Here is a 22,903-nt window from a genome sequence, read left to right as displayed (position 1 = left end):
TTGCTGTCACCAAGACTATAAGTCTTCCTCACCTTGTACCTGTATGGCCGCGATTATCGAATTTAAGCTTTCAACCAAGGATTTCGCACTTGAACACACATTGAGGACGCTTCCGGGAATACAAATAGAAATCGAGCGGGTCGTTGCTGATGACCCTAGCCGGATTACTCCCTATGTGTGGGTACGGGCCGATGACTTTGATGCACTCGAAGCGGCATTTGAGGATGATCCCACTCTCGAGGCTATGACTCAGTTATCCGAAGCCGATAATGAGCGTTCATACCAGATGGTATGGACTGGTTCAGTTGATTTCATTATCCAGTTGCTCACTGATCATCAGGGGACAATCATTACTGCAACCGGGTCCGATGAGGGGTGGGATCTCCGTGTGTTGTTTCCCGATCGGAAGTCTCTCTCTCAAGCACATGATTCTGCACAAGAAGCCGGCCTGCGATTTAATGTTCAATCGGTTTATTCCTCAGACGATACCCGGCACATCAAACACGGACTCACAGACAAGCAGCGCGATACCATGATCGCGGCCTTTGAAGCAGGTTATTTCAACGTCCCACGGTCTATTTCCCTATCAGAATTTTCTGAGCAACAGGAATTGTCTCACCAAGCGATATCCGAGCAGCTTAGACGTGCTACAGCCCATCTCGTTGAATCAACACTTATCTCGGGCAGAGATGTGAACGAAGAGTAATCTTCTTTGGAAAAACTCGCATGATCAACGGTAGAATCGAAGTATGGTGTAGCGTGGAGAGAATTCCTATGAATGCTTGACTACAAGTCCGAACGCGAGGAGGATCCTTCGCTGTTGTCGATTCTGCCGAAATTACGAAGGACGTTCAAGTTGCGGTATTTCGATTGATAAATCACTTTAATTTGGAAGTACTATGTCCATTATAAGATCCGATTTTGAGAGGGAATTACCCAAACCACTGTTTATAGAGCTCGTCTGTGTCTGTAAGATGACATTTTTGCTTCGCCACCTAATAATATTTCACCACTCGATCACGCAAGAGTGGCTCACCCCGATTCACTGCCTGCAGAGACTGCGTTCCCTACGGGAACTAATTCGTTCCTGCAAAGCACGTCGTAGAAACAGAAAGCCCCGTCTTCAGCGAGGTCGCAAGGCTGAGCAGGGTGGGGTAGTTTACGGACCAAGACAAACGAATCACCCCTCACCACAAGATTAAGGTGGAATGACATTATGGATGGTGTTTATTAATAGCGACACTACACGAACATCAATACGCTTGTAATAATGAGACTCAGAAAGGATTAGGTTGACAGATAAACTACTATCGGCAGATCGTTTTCGGTCAATGTGATACCAGCGTGTGTCGGAGTGAGAACTATCCGACAATGAATGCAGAACTAGTCCACTGATTCAGAAATGCAGATAAGCGTATAAGATTGGGATACTATCTCTGTCTCACAGTGTTGCCGCTTGCTGGCGTATCGTATGGCCAGTTTTGCAATGATGCATGATTACTTGGAGGTTGCGTTCATCTCGCGTAAGTTTCGATTTCTATCAGTTTGTGTTTGCCACTCACACTGTTCACAATAATGTATTTTCCTCCTCTTTTTGACGTATCGCTAAACAATTGGCTATGACTTCTTCATTTCTGTCTCTTTTTTCGGCTGAGGAGTAGTTTGGGGAATATACCTTGAGAAAAAGAGTAATCTCTATTCATTCTATATTTGTTTGCGCGATATCTCTCACTACCAACTGAGACCAATGGTAATGACGTTCCGCTCCAATAGATACCCAGATAAACTCCTGTGAATCCGCCCGGAGCAATAGATTCTCATTAAAAATAAGAGAAAACACCAAACACTATAGTTTTGCGTAGCGTAGGAACGAACCAATGATTGACCAATTGGAGGAAGAAGTTGAACTGATGGACCGTCATATAGATATTCTACTAAGAGTCATCGAAGATGAGCCGATCGGAATCATGAAACTATCGAACCAGGGGGAATATGACCATCACAAAGTGCGTTATTCACTCAGAGTTCTCGAAGAAGATGAGCTCATTGAGCCATCCGAGCAGGGAGCAGTTACAACCGAACGAACGGAAGAGTTTGTCAGTCATCTCGACGAACGACTGACGACGCTTGCTGAGAGGCTTGATGCAATGAAACTCAACGATCATGTCGAGAGTAACCTCTAACAGAGAATTTGAGGCGAAGCAAAGCCGATAACGGTCTGAGCTGCCGTTTAGAGACTACCCTCGTTTCGTGGAGTTGGCTGGTTGTATCCTCGATTGAGGAACGAACCGTACGCCATCTTTCCTTGCCCTTTAGGGCGAGATTTCTCCGCTGATAACAATGAGTCAAGACTGGATTTCAAAGGGAAATTCAGTCAAACTCTCCTCGTTCGATGCTGGAAGTAGATATTGTTTCCATTCTCGAGTTTCGGAATCGCCATAATCTCCAATGTCAGGGTGAGGAGCGATCTCATCATAGTCTTTTAACCGATCTCCGATGACCGAACGAGCACGTTGGCCTTTCATCGTATTCCCACTAATATCGTCAAGTACTCTGCGTGGCTGGATCGTTATTTCTAGTCCATATGGTGTATATCTGCTCTGTCGCTCCGTATAGAACGGAGCACGTCCGACTATGAACATTGGTTCTCCGGAGAAGCAGAATTCCCACTCTGGATCATTTGGGTCCCTAGGGATGCGGCTAGGCCATGGATCTGGATCCCGCTTGTGTAGGAATTCGAGAACTCTCCAAAATTGATCTCGATATTCCTGTTCGCTTTGCTCCTTGGGTGGAGGCTTAAAAAACACCACTAAGGTTGTTCGTTCGGTTATCGACTGATACTGTTCGAGATATTGTCGCAATCCCTCTCTGAGTTTAAGAAGTGCATCACGATCATTAGGAACCCCCACGAAGAGGTACCGAGCAGAATTGGTCCGTTCAGCGTTTACTGCAAAGTAACATGGATAGCGAGTGCTTTGCATCGTCTCCCTAAACTCGATGTATCTCTTTTTCTTCCACGCGATTAGCTCTCCTGTTTCGATCGCATCTTGTAATTCAGATCGATCAAACAGGAGCCCAGTCTCATTCATGAGTAACCAGAAGGATCGGGCATTACTACCAATCCTCGAAGTGTCGTCCTGCGAGGAGTTCACTCTTCTCGTATGCCTCGCGCATCGCTGTCCCACTGATCTCTGCGACTTCTTCGGGAACCGAGACGACCGAGTACCCGACGTCCCGTCCGATAGCGACGGTATCAACGTCCGGAATGATCATCGTCTTAACGTTCGGATAGTCCTCGTAGACATCCTCAATCAACTCCCGGCGCTCCTGTACGGTGAGCGGGTTTTTCTCGCTGAGTTCGGTGTCACGAATGGCGATGACGACATCTTTCCCGTTGTCGGCGGCCGAGTCAATGATCGTCCGGTGGCCGTCATGGAGTGGCTGCCAGCGACCGATGAAGATGTGGCTTGGATTGAGTTTGCGGTCCAGTTCCGCGTTGATCTTCTCGATACTCTTTTCCTTCGAGTGTGCCGCAGTGCTCACTTCGAGCCTGATCTCCTCTGCTTCTGGCTCTTCGAACGGCGCGTCAATACCGGTAAATCCCTCGATTTCGCCCCTGCGGGCCTGCTCGTACATTCCCTTTACATCGCGTTCCTCGCACACTTCGACGGATGCGTTGATGTGGATGAACGAGATGTCCTCGATCTTCTCGGCGATCAGTTTCCGCTGGGAACGATAGGGGGTGATAAACGACGCGACGACGTCGAACCCCTGCTCGTTCAACGCCTGTGCAACTCCAGCAGCTCGTCTGAGGTTCTCAGTTCGATCTTGCTTCGAGAACCCAAGATCGGAATTGAGGGTATTCCGAAGATAATCACCGTCCAAGTGGACCGTACTTGGACCGACTAACCCCTTAGCGAGTGTCGTCTTTCCGGAACACGGCAGGCCGAAGAGCCATATGGTTTCTCCCGACATTAATCGGCCCTCCCCGTACGACAGGCGATTTCACATCCCTTCCAACTCTCATCGACAGTAGTGGCTTCGACAATATTCGTCTCGGTCAGTTTCGATCCCGTGTTTGATGTGTAGTTTGGTATGGGCATTGCCTCCTCTGATGAGATCGCGTCGTTCATTGCCTGTCTCTCGTCACCTTCCTCACTTTCATCGAACTCGAGAAAACCGTCATAGCACTGTTCTAGCGGTTCGTGATTGCTGCTCTGTGCGGGGTGGATCGCCGTACGGTAATCCGAAGCAGACGAAGCACACCTAGTGGGTGCTAGCCAGTGTTGCTGATCTCGACCATCGACGTGAATCACTTCGCCGCTATCACCGTCTTGAGTCACTTCGCTCAGATCCATTCCGACTCCTCCGTGTACTCTAGTTCCTCGACTACCTCAGAATATGTCTCGTCGGCTCGATTGAGTGCGTCCTTAACAAGGCCCTCTCTGCTACGCCAGCGAGCACGTGCTGGTTCTTTCGTTGTCATCACTTTATTGGGATTTTCGACGTTCTCGGAAAGCAGCTCTGACTTGCCGAGATCGGCGAACTCGACGATCTCCTTGATGACAGAGTCGGTTTCGGTGAGAATATCCTCGAATCGGATTCGAAGGACGTCCTCGAATGCATCGCGGCTATTGAGGATGTGGCGGTGGGCTTGAACCCACTGCTGTAGACAGACGTCGATGAGTTTTCCCTCGCTACTCCAGTCCGGCGGAAGATCGTAGCACCACAGCGAGCCGTCGTATCCTTCAAGATTGAGATCACCCACGTTGTACGTCTGGAATCCCCTGTTCAGGCGCCACCCGTCATAGAGACCGTTGATCGACGCTGCTGGATTTCGTGTGAGGTGAACGACTTTGACCTCGGTCTCGGGAAATAGTTGCTCGCGAATCCATGGGAGCCGGTATGCGTCACCACTCGCTTTCAGGACGAGCGTTCGCTCGAAGTCGTCGGCTGTAAGACTGCGCTTGTGACCGTGCGAGGAGACGAACGGTCGGTCCTCAATTGTTTCATTTTCGAATGAGCTGTCTGCATCCCGCTCTGCATACTCATCGTACTGCAACGGCGAGATTCCGAATCGCTCGAGTATTTCATTGAGCGAAGTACCCTCAAGCAACTCCTTGCGTACCTGCTCATATGGAAGCTCTCGATCCGGGAACTGCAACGGAAGCCGAACGAGCGTGTTGTCCACACGATGCGTTCGGTCGCCGGATCGTTCAGTTGCGCCGACCTCGGCAAGGAGATCCGTCAGGAGTTTTTCCCTATCGAACGACTCGAAGTTAGCAGGAACGACATCAGACTCAAACGCTGGGTAACAGATTCCGTTCAGAGTGTACCATCGCCCATGTTCGCCATCGGGACTACACGTTTCTTCATGGTGCCGAAGAATATCGAAAAGGAGACTACTGCCTCCTCTCGGAGACGACGTGATAAGGACCACACTATCGAACTCATCGATTCTATGCTTCGATAGAAACGACCGTTTCTCCTCCGTGATAACCGTGTTTTTTACGTGTTCGTAGTTCTGTTTGGCTTGGTCTCGAAGATCGCTTGACGATTCTTCAAGACTCATTAGCCACCCCGCTTGCCGTATCTACTGAATCAACCCTTAGTCGGAACCGAGCCGTTGATTTCATCGTTCGTAGTCGCGCTATCATAATGTGGTCGTTCATCGACTGTTGCTCACGCAGCGACTGCAACTTCCTGTCGTGGGTCGGTCGCTGTCAAACGCGGATCGACGAATAGATATACGCTTGCGACGAATTAGCAAATGAACAACGCTTTCAGGTGCCGGGAGACCAAGAGAATACCCTTAAATCATGAATTTCGCCCTGTTTCTATCGACCTTCCCTATCATATGTGAAAATTCGAATAGCTATAGACTATACCGTAGTTAATTCGAATTACACTCGTCTACTCTCCATGAACCCGTTAGGGTGAGCGAAGTAGGGTGGGGTAGTTAACTAGCAGTACGCATCGATCGAGGGGAGAACTGAACACTCCCCTTACTTATCCGATATGGCGTCAAGATTCGGCGTTCTGAACCCGTCTCGGTAGCAGGGCCAACAGGGGAGATCGTCGAACGTTGGGAGACAATCACAGTCCGCTGGGCGAGGATCTGCGCGCTGCTCACACCCCGGTACGTATTTACGCGGCGGTCGCTCGGCCGGCAGTTCTTCTGAACTCATGAACTCACCCCGAAATAGAACCGTCGGCAGGTGCGACAGAGCGGGGATGGTTCGCCAAACGCCCGCACAAGCTGCACGTCCTCGCGGCTAAAGCAGTTCGGAGTGCGGCAGATCCGGTGGTCATGATCGTGATCGTGATTGCGCGTCTGTTCTCTGGATGATGGTGATTTCGTGTTCGTGCTCATCTCTGGTCAGTGGGAAACCGCTTGTGACGTCCAGCGACAGCAACCAACGTCCGGTCATCTCCCCGTGTGTGCTGGACAGTGGAGCTCCGTTCTCTCGTGCTCTCAATGAGCGTCACTCCCGTCCGTGCGTGAACGGGACACTCCGCTTCGGATCTCCGTTCATAGACTGGGCCCTTTAGTTTCTCTGAGGGCTGATCTGGTGCTGGTCTCGAACGACATGGAGCGTGTGACAGGCTCCGCCTGAATAGAGGCTCTCTATGGACAAAAGCACGCACCAACCGTAGTGAAAGTGAAGGCTAAGTGAACCGCCTCGAGGTCAAGCCCCGAGGCTTCCCGTGGATTAGTTGGACACTCCCACGATACCATCGACCTGATAGCCTCGAACGGTGTCATGGGTCACAGTCGGGGCGTCCACGGCCCCCGATGCCTGCCGTCGCACCTTCCGAACAACGGGAAGGCTATTGAGAGCAGGCACATTCCAATCGAGTTTCTTCACACCTTTCACGGCGATGTTGACGCTTGCACCACGGTCGCTGTGGTCTTGATGCCTACACGACCGACACTTGAACCGCTTTTTGTTGCGATTCGCACGCTCTGTATGCCCGCATATCGGACATCGTTGGCTCGTGTACTCGGGGTTAATCCACGCAGTCGGGATACCCTCGAACGACGCCTTATACGACGTATAGAACTGGAGGGCGCGGAAGGGAAAGTGGTGCAAGCGTCGGTTCATCCGCGTGCCGTAGTTGATACTGTCGCGCATCTCTTGAGGTCTTCAAAGACGATACACGGCTTCTCGAACTGACGGCTCCACTCCACGATGTGTCGAGACACCTTGTGGAGTCGGTCGCGGACGAACCGTTCTTCGCATCCTTCGAGCGTGTCGTGGATGCTGTCCTTTCCCGCGTTCTGCACGCGCTTTCGCATCGTGAAGTAACGATGGCGCTCGAACTTGATTTCAGGGAAGTCGATGACCAACGTGTCCTTGACACTGGTCTCAGTGAGCGCGGTGAGGGCCATGTTGTCTCACGTCCACGCCGATGACTGTCCGTGAGTCCTGCTTGTCTCGTACGGTCTGTTCGGTGTTAGTGACGTTGACGTGCAACTCGGGATTGTCGTTGTGGAACAGGGCTTCCGCCGTCCCAATTTTCCATTCGTTACTCGTGAGCGCGGTTTCGAGAATGTCGAGGTGGGCATCACCCCCTTTGAGGACGCCCTTGATGTGTTTGTAGGGTTTCGCGCTGATGCGGAACGCCACGTCGCCGTCGTTGGTGAGTGACAGGTTGTACCCTTCTTCGTAGTTCGCACGAAGCGGGTACGTGCCGTCCTTGGTGTGACTCGGTTGGTTGAAGTTGTCGTACTCGTAGTAGTTCTCCATCGCGCCGAGAGCCTTGGCGACGACGCGCTGAGTCATGTTTTTCACGAGGTTGGCGTCGTCGGCTACTTGGTCGGGGATGGTGTCCCAGTCCACGCCTTGTTTGGCGAGACGGATGGTTTCGTTGTACGCCGACCGTGCTTCGAGGGTGGCGTCGTACAGCAGGCTCTCGTTGTCACTCTGGATGTTGAGTTGGAAGTCCAGCGTCCTGACGAGAGCCTGTGCGTCGGTCATTTGATTCGAACGTCGATTAGAGTGCCTATCTCGTGTGTCGGAGAACTATACTGAATGTGGAAATTCGACTCATAGGTGCGTTTGTGACATTCTTCCGTTCTCTCGACATTAACCGTAACTGTCGGAAGGCCATCCCACAGTGGGAGGACTTCTTCTTCGCGCCCTTCTTCAATAGCTCGTTCGACTTCCTGCATCGAGATTTCAGTCTCTTCATCCCACCACTCTCTCGAAGCATTAATATCCACTATACATCGCTCAGGTGGGCCTTCAATTGGCTCTGTGTAAACGACAGAAGAGTCGATTCCCACGCGGTCAAGTTCCTCCATTTTAACTCCCCCGAAACACATGAGATACATCCCCTCGTCCTCAATCGAGGCGTGTTGTATCGTCACGTTCAACGTTGCCTTCGGAAGTGTGTCACTCTGATACGACCGGCCATCATACTTCTCAGTTGGGACACTAATCGTATCATCAAATCGGAGGACTACATCGCGTCCTTCGGCATTACTGAGAGTCCGAACAATTGATGACGTTCTTGAAGAGTTCTCTGCTGTACTACTCATTATCTCCCTCCTCTGCGGGTTCTGAGATTCTGACGACTTTTACGTCGGCCCCACGCCAGCGTTTGGGGACGGTGACGTGGGCGCTGTTCCCGAACGCTTTGACTTCGCCGTCGAGAATTTCCTCGCCCTTGATTTCAAATCGGTTTTCCATACCTGTGTATATCCTTTGGATATACTTAACTATGCCGGTGGTGTATCCCCAATATGGACGAGAAGCGGTCGAACCACACGATGTACAACGTCAACTACCACTTCGTGTGGTGTCCGAAGTACCGTCACGCGATTCTCGAACCAATCGAGGACTCGTTAGAAGCGAGTTTCCGCGACGTGTGCGACGGCTAACGACAGATACACGTCGGTGCTCGCGACGGCAGTTCAGATGTTCCTGTATTTCATTGTTATCGTTGTCGCACTCGATACGATGCAAGTCGACGTCGAGATCCTCTATATTTTCGCTGCAGCACTCGCCGGTGGACTTGGTCTTGCACTCGCAATCGGTTCGGAATCTCATTCGGATTTGGTGCACGTGGGTACGTTGCAGAGAACATTAAGGACTGGGCCGGACAGGCAAGTACCGAGATGGGCTCCGAACCAAGCCACGAATCACGCGGTTCAGGTACCGACTCTGAGTTCGATATGGACGACTGAGATTGACTTCGCGGCTAGCTCTACAGAGCCTATGCTCCACACTACGACAACCGTTGTGTGTCAGTTCTCGACCGTACTATATTGATTGAAGTTCAGCTTGTTCTCAAGTAGACTCCGAGACATCCTCGCAATAACCGACGAATTACGTCCACGAAATGGCTGATGAGTACTTGCTTGTCACTACAATGATGTGGAACGGTTGCAGGGCTCTGATGGTCACCCCCAGTTCCACGAGTTCAACGAGAAAGTTGAAATGGTGATTGGCTGCCCTAGATACCACGAATGGTGGTGCTATACCATAGTCGAATCGTCTATCCTTGCGTGATAATGCAGTGACACTAAGTAAAAAGCGAGCATTAGGTAGGTTGCCATGGAACAAACCGACAGTAGCAGCAACGAGATGGAGAATATGATGGAGAGCACTGAAAAAGCGTTTGATCCAATGTCCGAGCCAGTAATGCTTGCAGCTGCTGCATCAGTTGCCTTATCGTGGTACCTCTTCTACATGAAGGGGGACAAAGTGCATGGTCTCTTCGTTGGTCTCTGGGCACCAACCCTAACTGGAGCGGCGAGCTATCTCAAGCAACTAAAAACCGCTAAGAAGCTCGATAGTGGTCTTTCCTTCCGCTAAGCTAGCTCTTTCTTCCGTCATCTACCAGGTCACCGCTGTACTAACAGCGCGCTGTTGGTACAGGCGTTGGTCGGAGAATAGTGGGTCATTTCTGAACGTTACCGAATTGCACTTCGAAATGACATCCGCTACTTAAAAATCGGAATCAGCGACACCTACATAGACTACCTGCGACAGTAACCCGTAACGTTGTCTTGTTGGATGTCTAATCAATCATTGACGCTAAACGCATATCCTCGCAGGAAGTGAAAGTGTCCAGGGACGTAAAATAACCTCCTACAACGGTCATTCGTTGCGATTCTCGTAGAGGAGAAGACCAAACTCAAATCGGTAGAACAGGCACACAGCCAGCATAGCACCCAACATTCAGATACACAATGACAACCGACGACAACCACCACGAAGCCTCGTCGCTGCTCGATATTATTCGACATATTATCGAGACATTCCAAGATGCAGAACGCAGCGATGAGGACGAAACGGCCGGTCACGGGACGGTCTCAGAGCGATCTTTTCGAACCGACTACGCGTTTACCGTGAGTACAGGCCTCGATCTCGACCATTACTGGGATCGGCCCAGTATCAAAGAGCTGTCTGACGGAACCACAGCGACAATCAACGATACGAATGAGGACCGTCTTGTCGACGTACGCGAGGAGAGAGACGCTATCATCGTACTGGCCGACCTGCCACAAGCAACGGCCGAGAGCATTACTACTGAGATTGATCGCGAGCGAAACGAGTTCGTCATCGAACTCGGTGGAAAAATCATTAGGCAGATTCCACTCGACAACACTGCCATCACTGCGACTGACTCGACGTTCAACAATGGTGTCCTTGAGGTCCGTCTCCAAACTGGTGAATTCACCACAGAAGAGGCAGCCGATGAGTAACACCGAGACGCCGGAACAGCCGGTCCTCGTCCGATTAGAGGACCGTATACCCGGACTCACAGCCGCGCTCGAACGTCTTAAGATACGGATCGTCGAGAATAGCGACGATCCCGCTATCATCGAGGCTGCAGAAGAGATCTGGGACATCATAGAGGAAGCCGAAGATGTCCTCGAGACGGTCGATTTCGAGGAACTTCCCGACGCAGTCGATGTTGAGAAGCTTCCCGACGCAATCGATGTCGAGAGTGTTCCGGAGGCGATCTCGACGGGCGACACACGCGACGCGGTCGATCTCTCGAAACTGAAGGAGGCAGTTGAACTCAGGGAGCTGTGGGAGGCCGTCGACCTCTCGGAGCTACGCAAACAGAAACAAGAGCTCGACGAGGAGGTAGCGGACGTCACTGGCGACGGAAACCAAGAAGACGACGGGTTCCTTGACAGGGATGGAATGTTCGGCACTAGCGGTGCCAACATGGGGTTCGAGGTGGATGACCGCCAAGAGAAGATGCAGCAGCTCATCGAGACGGCCGTCGAGAAGTTCCGAACGACGCTGTTGGAGACCCACGACAAGGTCCGAGTACTCTATGAGATCAATCAAGAGAAACTCGGCGGCCAAGAGTCGCTGAACCCGACGGCGGTCTCAACGATGCCGAAGGGACCAATCCCCGACTCAGTATCAACGCGCGTCTCAACAGTGCCCTCGCAGGTGAAATATTCGCGAGCAAAGAATCCACGGCGGATCTATGGGCGGCGGTTTGAGCGTGCGAACACGAAGTGAACACACCATGAGTAGTGCAAAACCCACACGACAACAAAGCGATCTGGCAGATGTCCTTGAGCTGGTGCTCGATAAGGGAATCGTCATCAACGCCGATATCGCAGTAACGATTGGTGATACTGAGTTGCTCGGAATTGAAATCCGAGCAGCGATCGCTTCCTTTGAAACCGCCGCACAGTATGGTCTCGCATTCCCGAGTGGGACTGATATGCGCCGGGTTGAACAGGCCTCAGGGCGCGAGCCGCTCGAAATTGAGAACGAACAGGGCGAGCATGAAATGATCGATCTTGGGATCAGTGCGAGTGAAGGTGGCTCGAATGAAGAGGATGACGAAACAGCCGGTCGAAGGTCGTCCAGCAAACGGCCTACTCCTGAGAAGCCGACCATCACTAGTAGCGACGGTAGCGACGAATTGAGGGAGGGTGGTGATGACGATGAGAGCAACAGGAACGACAAGGACGGGTCATGAAACAGATCGACCTTGGCGGTGAGATTACCAAGGGACACGAGACGGACGCGGCGTCTGGATTGCTCGCACTCGTGATAACTATCGTCGAGCTGCTCGTTGAAACGATGGAGAAAGAGGCGATTCGCCGTATGGAGTCTGGTGTATTGAATCCGGAGGAGATCGACCGGCTTGGGACTCAGCTTCTGGCGATCGAAGACGAGATTGAGGCAATCAAAGAGCGTGAGGGGATCAACAACGGCGTTGGCAAGTTGCGAACAGAACTCAACGATCTGCTCAGCGAGGGAATCGAGCAAGTGTACGATGACCACCACGAGGAGATAGCATGATGACTGCTTGTCAACCCCTCTCACCCACGTCCACTGATCGCGAGTACTCTGACGCCAAGCTCAGCGGCTCATGGTCGCCACACCCGCACAGGCTGACTATTGGAGGTGATCGCTGATGGAACCGACACGCCCCGAAGGCCACGCTGTCGTCGACTTACTGGACGTGCTGCTCACTAAAGGCGCGATCGTGCAAGCAGATGTCGTTGTCACTGTCGCAGACATTCCGCTCATCGGTATCAACCTCCGGGCGGCGATCGCGGGGATGACGACGATGGTTGAGTACGGTATGTTCACTGAATGGGACGAGGAAGTCAGAAATTCAGAGCGGTATCGCCACTCGGAATTCGGCCGCCGGCCGCGTCCAGAGACACCCGTTGAGGACGAATAATACGGTCTCTTCGTGCGTTCCGATGTTCTCAAGTAGGATTCTAACAGCCAGTAAACTACTCTGTCCTACTCGCTCACAGCTTGCGCCGCTGGCTCCTAGAGGGCAGGCTTCCTGCTTCAACGACGTTGTCAGACTCTCCAGTCTGATAGCCAATCAGATTCCTCCGGAATCTGATGAACGCGCTTTGCAGGAATTGAATCGGTTCCCACAGGGAACGTAGTCTCCACGGGCGTTGACGAATCGCTAAGCGATTCGTTTGCCAACCAGAACGCGAAGCGTTCTGCTGACGTTGAATCGGCGTGAACTACTCCTACGTGTCGAGGCCGTGTGAGAGAATATTCAGCGCTGCGTTCGCGTCTCTGTCCGCTTCGAACCCGCACGAGGGGCATGAGTATTCCCTACCCATAGCGATTTATCAGTCGAAACGCCACAGGACGCACACTTTTTGGTCGTCCTGCGCGGATCGACGGCCCGAAGTGCGTACCCTCTCGGTCACACTTGTATTCGAACATCGGGAGAAACGCTCCCCATGACGCCCGGTTGTGGCTGTTCGACGGGAGTTCTATCAGCCCCTTCGCGTTGAGGTCCTCGACGGCCACAAGGTTGTACCCCCGGCGTAGTACGCGGACAGTCGGTGCTGGAAATCGCGGCGCTTTCGTTCTAGGTCGGCGTGGCGTCGAGCGACACGCGCTGTTGCTTGAGATAGTTCGCGGACCGTGTTCTTTCCGCGAGAATTTCCGTTGTGCGCGTTCCAACCGCTTGCACTCGTCGAATAGGTCGAGCGACCCGACGGCGTGACCATCGCTATCGTGAGCGTACTTAAGAATACCCACGTCGATACCGACGCGCTGCTCGGGGTTCTCGAGCAGTTCGGTAGTTCTCGATTCACTTCAACACCGCCGGTGGCGAACCACTTACCGGTCGCTTCCTTCTTGAGTGTAGCTTGCTTGAGCGTCGCGTCGTTGAGTATCCCGCGGTGAAGCTGTATCGGGATGTTGCCGATCTTGCTCAGCCACAGTATGTTGCAACCGCCCTTCTTATCGAGCTTGAAGCCGCGTTGCTTGTAGGCGAATGATCGGCAGTCCTGTGGCGCTTTCCACCGTAGCGACCCGACCCCATACCCGTTCCGCTTGAGGCCGGGACTTGCCAGTGCATGGCAAATGGTAACGTTACTGGGTGTCTTCTACAACAGTGAGTATAATGAGCCAAGCACGACCAAGCACGTCTAGCCTCGCGGAAGTCCTCGATCGAATCCTCGATAAGGGCGTCGTGATCGATCTTTGGGTTCGTGTGTCACTCGTGGGGATCGAAATCCTCACGATTGAGGCACGAGTCGTAATCGCATCGGTGGACACGTTCCTTCACTACGCAAAGGAGATCTCTAAGATCGAACAGGCAGAGGAATCCGGCGACTGGGAGGAACTTGAGGATATCGAAATAGCGTCTCGAGCATCGGCATAGGATTATTTTCACTACACTACCGATTTTATATCGTGTTATCGTAGTCAGAGATTTGGTTGATGAGCACCCTTAGAACAAGAGGTTACCAAAGACCAGTACAACCAACAGACGGGATCAGCACTTTCTGTATTGAGCAATACACTACTCCTCGATCGACTAAGCTCGCGGTAATTCCATCGAGAACACCCTCTCGACCGGGATGAGATTGCTTCCCTCCGTCCGGTCCTGGTAGTAGTCTTCAGTCACGATGTAGAATAGTTGGTAGTTTTCGGGACCATGAGCAGTCGGATACCTGAAAGGACGATAATTTCGTCGAGTGGGACGACAAGGCGATTATTGTCCGCTGCAATCGCTATGAGCTCTGTAATCGAGTCTACAATCACTTTTTCGAGTTCCGTTCGGGTGATTGCAGGCGGGAGTACAAGTTCTATGAGTGTATCAACACATTCGGGGACGGCGTGTTCGTGGGCTTCAATTAGCGTATCTGCCGATGTGAGCGCACCGTTTTCAGCTGCGATCCAATACTCTAGTTCAAGCCCAATTTTCATATGCGAGTCACCTACCGTCATTCAGTCGTCCAACAGCCCTGATCGCAATTGGTATAGTATGTATGTTATCTGACTATAAATCCCTTATGAGTATTTTAAGCAGATATAGATACCACCTACGCAATAGCATTTATATTATTATAGATGATAAGAGGATAAATAATTGATTTCGAATCTACATCTCACCTAAGTTCTACATAGAGCTGCACTCCGTATACTGAGTGTAGATCTATTTAGAGTGGGTGTGCATACTCACAAACGGTACACTGAAGACGGTCGTCATCTGGACGCATATCTCCCTGTTCACAGCGGGGGCAGGGTGATTTGCGAAACATCAGTAATTGGACTTGGGATTCCAACTTCGCTACGCGCTGGTTTTGCTTTTCGAGATGAACTTGGAGGTCACGCATTTCTACAGACATGGATCGCTCTAGCGTATTTATCTTCATTGTTATTTACTACGTACTGAGTAAGCATAAACTTTTGCCTTAGATAATCAGTTACGCTTGCCTCGACGAGTATCTCACTCCGTGAAGTAAATCATCAGTCTGGTTCGCGCCGGCTGAGAGCGGCGATAAATAACTGTCAATACCTCTGAGTCGAAGACGCTCTTGCCGACCCAAACGGCGTGCTGAAGAGCGTGCGCGTCTACACCATGAGGAACTTCTTCGTGGCTGGTTCTCGTTATCTATTGTCTCGCCAACTATTTCTTCTGCGCAGTAGAATAAAGAGTTAAGTCAATGTCACTATCCACACAATACGCCGAGAAGCAGCCAGACACCGGCCTCAAAGGGAAAACCATTGTCGTGACCGGTGGCTCGCGTGGAATCGGTCGCAGTATTGCAGAAAAGTTGGGGGCCCGCGGCGGGAATATTGCAGTCAACTACCGATCCTCGGAGGGCAAAGCCACAAACGTCGCCAACCGCATCGAGCAGGACGGTGGCGACGCCATCACAGTCCAGGGTGACGTTGCGGACTTTGAAGCCATGCAGACGATGGCCGATCACGTCCATGACGAGTTCGGTGCCGTCGACGTCCTCGTGAACAACGCCGGTATTACGATGGACCACTCATTCGAGAGGATGACCCCGGAAGAGTGGGACTCTGTCGTTGATACCAACCTGACGGGCGTTTTCAACACAACAAAGGCGTTCTACGACGATATCAAGGACGCTGACGAGGGCCGCATTATCAACATCTCCAGCCTGATCGGGGAGCAGGGGAACTTCGGACAAGCGAACTACGCCGCCGCGAAGGCCGGTGTCCACGGTCTTACTATGACGCTCGCCAAGGAGCTGGCCTCGACTGGCGCGACCGCGAACTGCGTCTCGCCGGGCTTCACCGAGACCGACATGTTCGCCAATGTCTCCGAGGATATTCAGGAGAATATCCGTGATGACATTCCGCTGTCTCGCTTTGCACAACCCGAGGATATCGCAGCTCTCGTTCGTTTTCTCGCTTCCGAGGAGTCGGGATACATAACAGGGCAGGTGCTTCCGGTCTCCGGCGGGCAAAATTTGTAAACGGCCGATATGGCGGCGGTCTCGAGAGGATTTCATCAGAATTTGAGGAAGACGTCTCAAGCCACCGATCAGACAGCGACTGGCTGGAGGATAGTGCTTGCCAGTACCTCGCACTCGATCGTCTATTCCGAAATGGCCGCTGAGATTCCATCCGTTCCGAGAGCTGGCACGTAGAGTGGTTCCGTGATGAGTTTCGAATCTGGAGAAGCCCCTTTTCGCTATAGTCGGGTGTCCAGCAACATCAATGTAGGCTGGGGGTCCCACTCTGTCGCTACCTTGGGGTCCAGTGTTTTTGTAGCCAGTCCCTCGGAGACTGGCAGAATAAGGACCGAGAATTCGGGAATCGAACCGTGCGATTATTAATCAGGGAGAGTAGGGACGGGAGTTATCTTGTCTTCTTCTCGCTGGGGGAGTCAGCGAGCTATTGCCCGCTGGGAGTCCCACATCCCACTTTAGTTCTCACTGACGGATTGGTACTCTCTGCCCCTGTTGGTAGTAACGCTCTTATCAGCCTTCTTGACGTCGGTAGAACTAGCTCTTGGGAGTCGGATAGCTGTCCTGTAGCGGTGTCTTGCTCTACTGGCGGTATTGTCCAGTCTTGTGCCGGTACTGTCGAAGCAGGGAGTCTCTCACCACCACCTTCTTGTGAGCAGCTTAGCTGACTGCAGAGTCGGCGATTCGGCTGTCAGTGTACTTAGTGTCGCTGACGCTGCTGTCTACCGGTAATCGCTTGTACCCTCTCGTTGATGGGGTACCCCGCTTCGAAGATAGATGGATACCCAGGCTCTACTGAAACCTACTTAGATCTCTTGGGTTGAGGCACCTCCTGTTCTTCTGTCTTTGCTCGTGGGGACCCCACACTTGCTTCGCTCTTCTTGGACCCCTGCCGATGCTCGCTCACCTACTAAGCAGTGTAGAGCTCGTGGTGTCTCCTCCATCGTCTATTCTAGAGTCTTCTTTGCCAGCGGAATCACTGATTGTCCGGAGTACTGGACTCGGCTTGCTCTTGTTTTTTTAGACACGGGACTTCCGATGAATAACTACCTATTCCGATAGTTTCTAAGACACGCCTCTCCCAAGATGAAGATCTCTTTGCCTCGCGCTGATCGACTCCCCATTGCTGCTGTATCGCCTTCCATGTCATCGGCCCTGTTTTATCGCCTTTTCAGAGCCATTTATTTTTCTCGAATTGAGTAGGTATTTTTCTTCATTGGCTAGTTCAGTGTTGTGAGGTCTGTCTTGTTTCGGTGCTCTCGCTCTTGGGACTCCCCCTTGTTTGAGCTTGGTTTGACTCCCAGTTTTGCTGTCTCGAGGTGGACTCCCAGTGAGCCCTGTTCGCTGATTCATCTACTTTTCCTGAGGGTCTGTTGGCTCGCTTGTGCACCAGCCCTTGGGGGTATCAGACTCACTTCGGAACTGGGTACTTTCCCTACTATACACTAACGCGCCGATTTTCTACGGTACATCGCTGTAGAATATACCGTTAAATTCGCTTGTAGATAGTTTACTGTAGAATATTAACGGCATTTCTTTACGGTAATCTTTTTCTGATAGTCTTTTCTTGATGTGACTATGACGTCGGATGAACTTGATCTCGATTGGCGATCAATCGAAATCCTGCAGGCACTCGCACAAGCTGACGGATCGCTCGAAACATCCACGATACGAGAGTCGACAGCGGTTGAAGACAACCGCAGAATCTTATATCGTATAACTGAGCATTTAGAACCAGCCGGGCTAGTCATAACGACGCAGCCTAATCGAGATGGCACAACCATTCCTCCAAAGAAAGTCACACTCACTGAGCAGGGACAAGAGGCTACACAGTCGATTCAGAACAACCGCGATGGAGACAGTACTCTCAAGGATCTACCCGGTCTTGTTGACCAGTTGCAGGCCGAGGTAGATGCGCTCACTGAGAAGGTCACGACACTTGAAGAGCAACTCACGCAGGTTGATAAGCAGTTAGGCAACTCGCCGTACTCAGCCACGATTAATTGGAGTAAGGCCTCAGTGCCCGCTGGTTGGTCAGAACTGACCGAAACGGCATCGTCTACATCATCCTCTTGTCCTGCCTGTGCAGCCCCGGAGCTAGCAAATAACCCGGCACTGCTGAGTGCTGCCAGAAGTCCCAGCGTGGACCGCCTGTTAATCGAATAGCTGTCGTCTTTCACCTCGTCCTCATTTCCATCCAACTGCTCTCCCTTCTCTATAGGCAAGTTCGAATTATCCGTTTTATTCCCCATCATCTGTTCGTTCTTCGATAGAATGTCGGAAATATAGAACTTTGGATAGGGGAGATTGATTCCGTTATTGAGTAGAGCGAATCAATTATTCGTGCTGGGTCTATGATCGCTTCCCCTGATGTATTCTTTTATTTATTACTTTTTGGCTACAATTAACTATTCTTATCGTCCCGTTGTGGTTGCTCTTTTCCCAATATCGAGAACCGTGGTGGAACAATGGAGTAACACGACGTCCACGGCTGTTATGTAGTTATAGCGGCAGAGAGATACTGTTGTTCCCACTCCCGTCGTGCTTCGATCTCACGCTGGCCTCGGGCAGTCAGTCGATAATAGTTCGCCCGCCGATCGGCCTCGCCCTTCTCAACCAGCCCCTTATTGACAAGCGTATCGAGATTCGGATACAGTCGCCCGTGATGGATCTCTTTTTCATAGTACGTTTCGAGTGTGTCTTTGAGTGCGAGGCCACTTGGATTATCTCGCCCAGCAATGACATAGAGCAGGTCACGTTGGAAGCCGGTTAAATCATGCATGAAGATCTTGTTCGTCGCCAAACCTACTAGTATTTGGAACATACCACACGATAAACGAGTAAGCAGTGGTTATTGGAGCACGAGGACCAGCTGTGTGACCACCCCAATACGGGGTGGTAGAACAAGTATTTCTGTCATTCTCGGTGAGCCGTGCGAGGGAAGTGTTTTACTACTGCGCTCACAATGTACACACATGAGTTCCGACGTGGAGAAAAAGCGCGTTCAGTTTCGCGCACCCCGAGGATTGGTCGATCGGGCCGACACCCTCGCAGCGGTATTCGAGACGGACCGGACGGATATTCTCATCTCTGCGCTCCAAGAGTACCTGCGGGACGCGGCCCACTCCGACGAGATAAAACAGGAGATTGCGGAAGCCTACTACGATGACGACATCTCCTTCGAGGAGTTGAAAGCCCTCGTCGGTCACGAGGAGGCGGCGAACTTTCGTCTCTTGAAGCAGCAATTGAGCGAAGCGTTCGTCGACGACGTAGCCGAGGAGCTGGCTGACGGATAGATGGGACGCATCGTTGCTGATATGTCTGTCCTCGTTAGTTTAGGGACCGTTGCGAATACCACACCAAACCCACTCGACCTCCTACTTGACTCACATGACGTCATTCTCCCCGAGCAGGTCATCGACGAACTCACCGAGACGGCCTCCTACAACGATGCCTCGGGGGAAGCGGCACAGGCCGTCCTTGACCGGCAGGCCGCATTCGACGTTCGCAGTGTCGAACTTGACGAGACGTTCCCGCTCGATGATGGAGAGAACGCAGCGGTCACACTGGCGAACACGATTGATGGAGTCCAACTGCTCTGTGACGAGTTTAACCGCTTAGCGCTGGTGCATGCATCGCTGATCGATACACGCCTCGTAACGACACCGATCGTTCTCACGGCGCTCGTTCGAAACGACGTGCTCGCCGCGGACACTGCCGAGGCATTCTTGGACGAGATGAGCGACGCCAAGAGTTGGTCAGCGAACACCTACGTCGCACGTGCGAAAGCTACGCTCCAACAGCAGCGAAACGGCGAGTAAGACGCCCCTCTCCTAATACTGGTAGAAACGGTTCTTTAGCTCCTTTACGCTGGCACCATAGCTGTTTGACTCCGATTCCAGCCAAGTTCTGGGTAAGTCTCTAACTGGTAGGCACTGCAGCGACTGTCGAAAACCGGCAAAGTCACAGATACCCCACTCTATAAGAGAACGAGTATGACGACAGATCGGCGGCTTACAACCCTAGGGATGATGCTCGGGATCTTTCTCGCGGGCATCGACGGGACGATCGTCAGTACAGCCATGCCGACAGTCGTCTCATCACTCGGTGGCCTCGAACTCTATTCGTGGGTGTTCGCAATCTACATGCTGTTTGCGGCGATCACGATGCCGCTATTCGGCCGGCTCGCAGATATCTATGGCCGCAGACGCCTCTTTTACATCGGGATTGGCATCTTCGTGATCGGCAGTGTACTTGCTGGTGCAGCCCAGAGTATGTCCCAGCTCATTGCCTTTCGGGCGCTACAGGGGATTGGCGCGGGTGCGATGTTCTCGATTCCCTATACGGTGCTCGGCGTGATCTATCCGCCAGACCAACGTGGAAAGGCGATTGGGTACGGGAGCGCCGTCTGGGGTGTCTCAAGCGTCATTGGTCCCTTGCTAGGCTATTTGATCGTAACGATACTCTCGTGGCGGTGGGTCTTCTATCTCAGCGTGCCAGTCGGCGTTGCAGCCGTGCTCGTGACTGCTCGATCGCTCGAGGAAACGACAGGGACGACTGAACAGCACGTTGACTTCGCGGGTGCTGCGACGCTCTCCGTTGGCGTGGGAGCGTTTCTGACCGCCCTAGAGGCGTTCGACACCATGCCGACGGTCGCCGCAGGACTCCTTGTCCTCGGTGTCACATGTCTCGGTGCATTCTACCTTATCGAGCAACGCGCTCGCGTGCCAATCCTCCCGCTATCGTTGTTCGATGATACAACGTTCGTTGTCACGAATGCGGCAGGCTTTCTCACGAGTTTCGCCGTCTTTGCCGCACTTACCTACGATCCCCTGTTCGTTCAGAGCGTTCGTGGCAGTGCGGCAAGCGCCGCGTTGATCGTTTTCCCGATCTCGATCGGGTGGTCGGGGACTAGCTTTGTCTCGGGGCGGCTGATCAACCGGTTCGGCGAGCGGCGTCTCGCCACGGTTGGGCCGCTCCTTATGGCCGTGAGTTTCGCAGTGGCGGCGTTTTGGAGCGCCACTACGCCGCTGTGGGCGATGATGGTGACAGTGTTCGTCACTGGTGTCGGGATGGGGACGCTTACCCCGCCGCTGCTCGTTGCCATCCAGAACCACTTCGGTACTGAGCAGATGGGACTCGCGACTTCCTCCCAGCAGTTCTTCCGGAATCTCGGGGGAACCGTTGGCGTCGCCGTGCTTGGTGTTGTCCTGAATGCCTCTATGCGTGATCGCCTCGGTTCAGTTCCCGGCATTTCGGACCTCGGAGATCTCCAGCGTCTCTTGTTGGGAGGCGGCGAGACGCCCGCAGGAATAGCGGCTATCATGGCCGACGGGCTTACCATCGTTTTCACCGTGGCTGCGGCGGTGTGTCTCACTGCTGCGGGAGTCGCTACCTATATTCCTCCGGCTCAGACGGAATCGAACACTAGCAATTCGCTGGACGATAATTGATGTTACTGAGGATTCTTTTGAGCTGTTGGAAGCGAGGAGCAGTTGATTGTTGTCACCGCTCGACTGGTTCTCCCTGTCCTTGAGTGTCGCTCTCCCTCTTCCCGAATCTTCCATGGACAGCCGTTGTCGAGAGTGGAACCTCTCAGAGAGGTCCGTGGCTAGAGCCGTCACCAGCCGTTCACGGGACGTACCCGCGCTAGTAATCGTACCGCTCGAACAACCGTCTCTGTGAAGGTCGATTCATATGTATTTGAGAGGTACTCTTAGTGTGCTAGTTCGTCCTGTCTCATGCGAGCGACCCACATTTCGAGGACATGATGGGGCTAATAGCGAACGAGCTCGTCTTTTATGTCAGTACTATTCATTCCACTATGGTGATAAATATCTAAATAAACAATACAGTTGACACTGTACGAATTAGTGCGGTTCACACCAACTCATGGTGCGTCGGTTGCTGACTGCCGACCCAACCGCTCTAGCTCAGAGCGGTTTTTCCGAGGAGAGGAGTGTTCGAACGCGTTTCGCGGATACCCTATCTCCGGACCGAAAACGAGCGCTTGGAGGACCAGATTGAGGAGTTGCGAAACTGGAAGGTCGACGAGAGCACGATCGAGGACCTCACCGGTAGGCTGCCCGGGAATACTGGAACACTATTCTTGGGGCAATCGAGATACGAGTCTAAGCGAAACCGATGACAGGTAATGGGGAGCCGCTTCACCCAGATGTGGGCGCTGCCGCGGTCGGGATAGGGGTTGGGGCCGTCCGCGACAGGTACAGCCACATACTGACGCCTTGTTAATGTTTCTGTAATATAGCATTTATTTATAAATTATCAGCTGTTACGGGGCGAAAGGGCGACACCTTCGGATGATGTGAGTAAGCAGCAGTGACTGCCCGATTCGAAGCCGGAACCACTCACCGACTCCGGCGGTGTCTTGCGGTTCTAATCCTGGCAAGGTATTCGTAATCGATTTGTCTGTTGGTTGTGCGTCGAAAATCCCTCCGAGTCGGAGAGGGTCTCATGAACGGGTAGGGGTGGGTGTGCGTGCAGCCGGGAACCAGTCAGGCTGCACTAACTCTTAGAACTTTAACTATATTAATTAATAGGTGTTTATCGATAGTATATAGAATTGGGTAGCCTTGTGCAACGCTTACCATCCGTGGACGTCGATGTTGCACAAGGATTGCTTATCGAATAGCGAATAGCGAAGAACGAGAATCGCTTATTCTCGGATCCAATGAGTAA

The 22,903-nt window shown here is 52.3% G+C and carries 22 protein-coding genes and 3 pseudogenes; 15 read left to right on the top strand and 10 right to left on the bottom strand.

The window, feature by feature from the left end:
- The first annotated feature begins 43 nt into the window (after nucleotides 1-43).
- Both HAPAU_RS16070 and HAPAU_RS16065 read left to right on the top strand, forming a co-directional pair.
- Nucleotides 44-706: a helix-turn-helix domain-containing protein gene (locus HAPAU_RS16070; RefSeq protein ID WP_066384881.1), complete on the top strand. Its 663-nt coding sequence runs from the start codon at nucleotides 44-46 to the stop codon at nucleotides 704-706.
- Between the two features lie 1,171 nt (nucleotides 707-1,877).
- Complete coding sequence (locus HAPAU_RS16065; RefSeq protein WP_066384879.1) at nucleotides 1,878-2,183, top strand: hypothetical protein; 306 nt, start codon at nucleotides 1,878-1,880, stop codon at nucleotides 2,181-2,183.
- 162 nt (nucleotides 2,184-2,345) lie between these two features.
- Here the strand turns inward: HAPAU_RS16065 and HAPAU_RS20195 are convergent, their stop codons facing one another.
- From HAPAU_RS20195 to HAPAU_RS21150, 7 genes and pseudogenes are all read right to left on the bottom strand, one after another.
- A complete protein-coding gene (locus HAPAU_RS20195) occupies nucleotides 2,346-3,089 on the bottom strand; it encodes a YqcI/YcgG family protein (RefSeq protein ID WP_084383824.1) in 744 nt (247 codons plus the stop codon).
- Between the two features lie 25 nt (nucleotides 3,090-3,114).
- A complete protein-coding gene (gene cysC / locus HAPAU_RS16060) occupies nucleotides 3,115-3,975 on the bottom strand; it encodes an adenylyl-sulfate kinase (RefSeq protein WP_066384877.1) in 861 nt (286 codons plus the stop codon).
- The gene (locus HAPAU_RS16055) at nucleotides 3,975-4,358 is read right to left on the bottom strand and encodes a hypothetical protein (RefSeq protein ID WP_066384875.1); all 384 of its coding nucleotides are present in this window, start codon (nucleotides 4,356-4,358) and stop codon (nucleotides 3,975-3,977) included. The genes cysC and HAPAU_RS16055 overlap by 1 nt, the downstream gene beginning before the upstream one ends.
- A complete protein-coding gene (locus tag HAPAU_RS16050; RefSeq protein WP_066384872.1) occupies nucleotides 4,349-5,572 on the bottom strand; it encodes a sulfotransferase domain-containing protein in 1,224 nt (407 codons plus the stop codon). Before HAPAU_RS16050 ends, HAPAU_RS16055 begins: the two co-directional genes overlap by 10 nt.
- Before the next feature lie 1,141 nt (nucleotides 5,573-6,713).
- Nucleotides 6,714-7,982: pseudogene (locus HAPAU_RS21155) on the bottom strand (RNA-guided endonuclease TnpB family protein).
- Nucleotides 7,979-8,545 carry a hypothetical protein gene (locus tag HAPAU_RS16040; protein WP_157078515.1) on the bottom strand — a complete coding sequence of 189 codons (567 nt, stop codon included), beginning with the start codon at nucleotides 8,543-8,545 and terminating at the stop codon, nucleotides 7,979-7,981. The pseudogene HAPAU_RS21155 and the gene HAPAU_RS16040 overlap by 4 nt, the downstream one beginning before the upstream one ends.
- Nucleotides 8,538-8,696, bottom strand: a complete 159-nt coding sequence (locus HAPAU_RS21150) for a DUF2080 family transposase-associated protein (RefSeq protein ID WP_157078514.1) — start codon at nucleotides 8,694-8,696, stop codon at nucleotides 8,538-8,540. Before HAPAU_RS21150 ends, HAPAU_RS16040 begins: the two co-directional genes overlap by 8 nt.
- 53 nt (nucleotides 8,697-8,749) lie before the next feature.
- Here HAPAU_RS21150 and HAPAU_RS20185 point away from each other — a divergent pair.
- The 7 genes and pseudogenes from HAPAU_RS20185 to gvpM all read left to right on the top strand — a co-directional run.
- A pseudogene (locus tag HAPAU_RS20185) lies at nucleotides 8,750-8,881 on the top strand (transposase); the annotation flags it as partial.
- Nucleotides 8,882-9,563: 682 nt separating this feature from the next.
- The gene (locus tag HAPAU_RS16030) at nucleotides 9,564-9,824 is read left to right on the top strand and encodes a hypothetical protein (RefSeq protein ID WP_066384866.1); all 261 of its coding nucleotides are present in this window, start codon (nucleotides 9,564-9,566) and stop codon (nucleotides 9,822-9,824) included.
- A gap of 377 nt (nucleotides 9,825-10,201) precedes the next feature.
- Complete coding sequence (gene gvpH / locus HAPAU_RS16025) at nucleotides 10,202-10,717, top strand: gas vesicle protein GvpH (RefSeq protein WP_066384865.1); 516 nt, start codon at nucleotides 10,202-10,204, stop codon at nucleotides 10,715-10,717.
- Nucleotides 10,710-11,495: a hypothetical protein gene (locus HAPAU_RS16020; RefSeq protein WP_066384863.1), complete on the top strand. Its 786-nt coding sequence runs from the start codon at nucleotides 10,710-10,712 to the stop codon at nucleotides 11,493-11,495. Before gvpH ends, HAPAU_RS16020 begins: the two co-directional genes overlap by 8 nt.
- 7 nt (nucleotides 11,496-11,502) lie before the next feature.
- On the top strand, nucleotides 11,503-11,964 hold the full coding sequence (gene gvpJ / locus HAPAU_RS22815; protein ID WP_066384861.1) for a gas vesicle protein GvpJ: 462 nt from the start codon (nucleotides 11,503-11,505) through the stop codon (nucleotides 11,962-11,964).
- Nucleotides 11,961-12,290: a gas vesicle protein K gene (locus tag HAPAU_RS16010; RefSeq protein ID WP_066384859.1), complete on the top strand. Its 330-nt coding sequence runs from the start codon at nucleotides 11,961-11,963 to the stop codon at nucleotides 12,288-12,290. Before gvpJ ends, HAPAU_RS16010 begins: the two co-directional genes overlap by 4 nt.
- Nucleotides 12,291-12,405: 115 nt before the next feature.
- Nucleotides 12,406-12,678 (top strand): gas vesicle protein GvpM, encoded by a 273-nt coding sequence (gvpM, locus tag HAPAU_RS16005; protein WP_066384858.1) that lies wholly within the window; start codon nucleotides 12,406-12,408, stop codon nucleotides 12,676-12,678.
- Nucleotides 12,679-12,806: 128 nt separating this feature from the next.
- Here gvpM and HAPAU_RS23055 read toward each other — a convergent pair.
- A pseudogene (locus tag HAPAU_RS23055) lies at nucleotides 12,807-13,813 on the bottom strand (RNA-guided endonuclease InsQ/TnpB family protein); the annotation flags it as partial.
- A 65-nt stretch (nucleotides 13,814-13,878) separates the two neighbouring features.
- On the opposite strand from HAPAU_RS23055, the gene gvpA reads away from it, so the two are divergent.
- Nucleotides 13,879-14,139 (top strand): gas vesicle protein GvpA, encoded by a 261-nt coding sequence (gvpA, locus tag HAPAU_RS16000; protein ID WP_066384857.1) that lies wholly within the window; start codon nucleotides 13,879-13,881, stop codon nucleotides 14,137-14,139.
- A gap of 242 nt (nucleotides 14,140-14,381) precedes the next feature.
- Here the strand turns inward: gvpA and HAPAU_RS15995 are convergent, their stop codons facing one another.
- Entirely contained in the window at nucleotides 14,382-14,687 is a 306-nt protein-coding gene (locus HAPAU_RS15995) for a hypothetical protein (protein WP_157078512.1), read from the bottom strand.
- A 740-nt stretch (nucleotides 14,688-15,427) separates the two neighbouring features.
- Between HAPAU_RS15995 and HAPAU_RS15990 the strand changes: the two genes are divergently transcribed.
- Together HAPAU_RS15990 and HAPAU_RS21140 are read left to right on the top strand one after the other, a co-directional pair.
- Complete coding sequence (locus tag HAPAU_RS15990; protein ID WP_066384853.1) at nucleotides 15,428-16,210, top strand: 3-oxoacyl-ACP reductase family protein; 783 nt, start codon at nucleotides 15,428-15,430, stop codon at nucleotides 16,208-16,210.
- 1,572 nt (nucleotides 16,211-17,782) lie between these two features.
- Entirely contained in the window at nucleotides 17,783-18,370 is a 588-nt protein-coding gene (locus HAPAU_RS21140) for a hypothetical protein (protein WP_157078511.1), read from the top strand.
- Between the two features lie 328 nt (nucleotides 18,371-18,698).
- Here the strand turns inward: HAPAU_RS21140 and HAPAU_RS15985 are convergent, their stop codons facing one another.
- Complete coding sequence (locus tag HAPAU_RS15985) at nucleotides 18,699-18,986, bottom strand: PadR family transcriptional regulator (protein WP_066385197.1); 288 nt, start codon at nucleotides 18,984-18,986, stop codon at nucleotides 18,699-18,701.
- Between the two features lie 193 nt (nucleotides 18,987-19,179).
- Between HAPAU_RS15985 and HAPAU_RS15980 the strand changes: the two genes are divergently transcribed.
- The 3 genes from HAPAU_RS15980 (at nucleotide 19,180) to HAPAU_RS15970 (ending at nucleotide 21,657) form a co-directional block, all read left to right on the top strand.
- On the top strand, nucleotides 19,180-19,500 hold the full coding sequence (locus HAPAU_RS15980) for a hypothetical protein (protein WP_066384851.1): 321 nt from the start codon (nucleotides 19,180-19,182) through the stop codon (nucleotides 19,498-19,500).
- Nucleotides 19,501-20,025 (top strand): hypothetical protein, encoded by a 525-nt coding sequence (locus HAPAU_RS15975; RefSeq protein ID WP_066384849.1) that lies wholly within the window; start codon nucleotides 19,501-19,503, stop codon nucleotides 20,023-20,025. It begins immediately after the preceding gene.
- 174 nt (nucleotides 20,026-20,199) lie between these two features.
- A complete protein-coding gene (locus HAPAU_RS15970; RefSeq protein WP_066384847.1) occupies nucleotides 20,200-21,657 on the top strand; it encodes an MDR family MFS transporter in 1,458 nt (485 codons plus the stop codon).
- Nucleotides 21,658-22,903 lie beyond the last annotated feature (1,246 nt).

Origin of the sequence: Halalkalicoccus paucihalophilus (assembly GCF_001593955.1) — an archaeon.
In the GTDB taxonomy this organism is placed as follows: Archaea; Halobacteriota; Halobacteria; order Halobacteriales; family Halalkalicoccaceae; genus Halalkalicoccus; species Halalkalicoccus paucihalophilus.
Note: the sequence above shows the minus strand (reverse complement) of the source record. Positions and strands in the feature narration are given on the sequence as shown.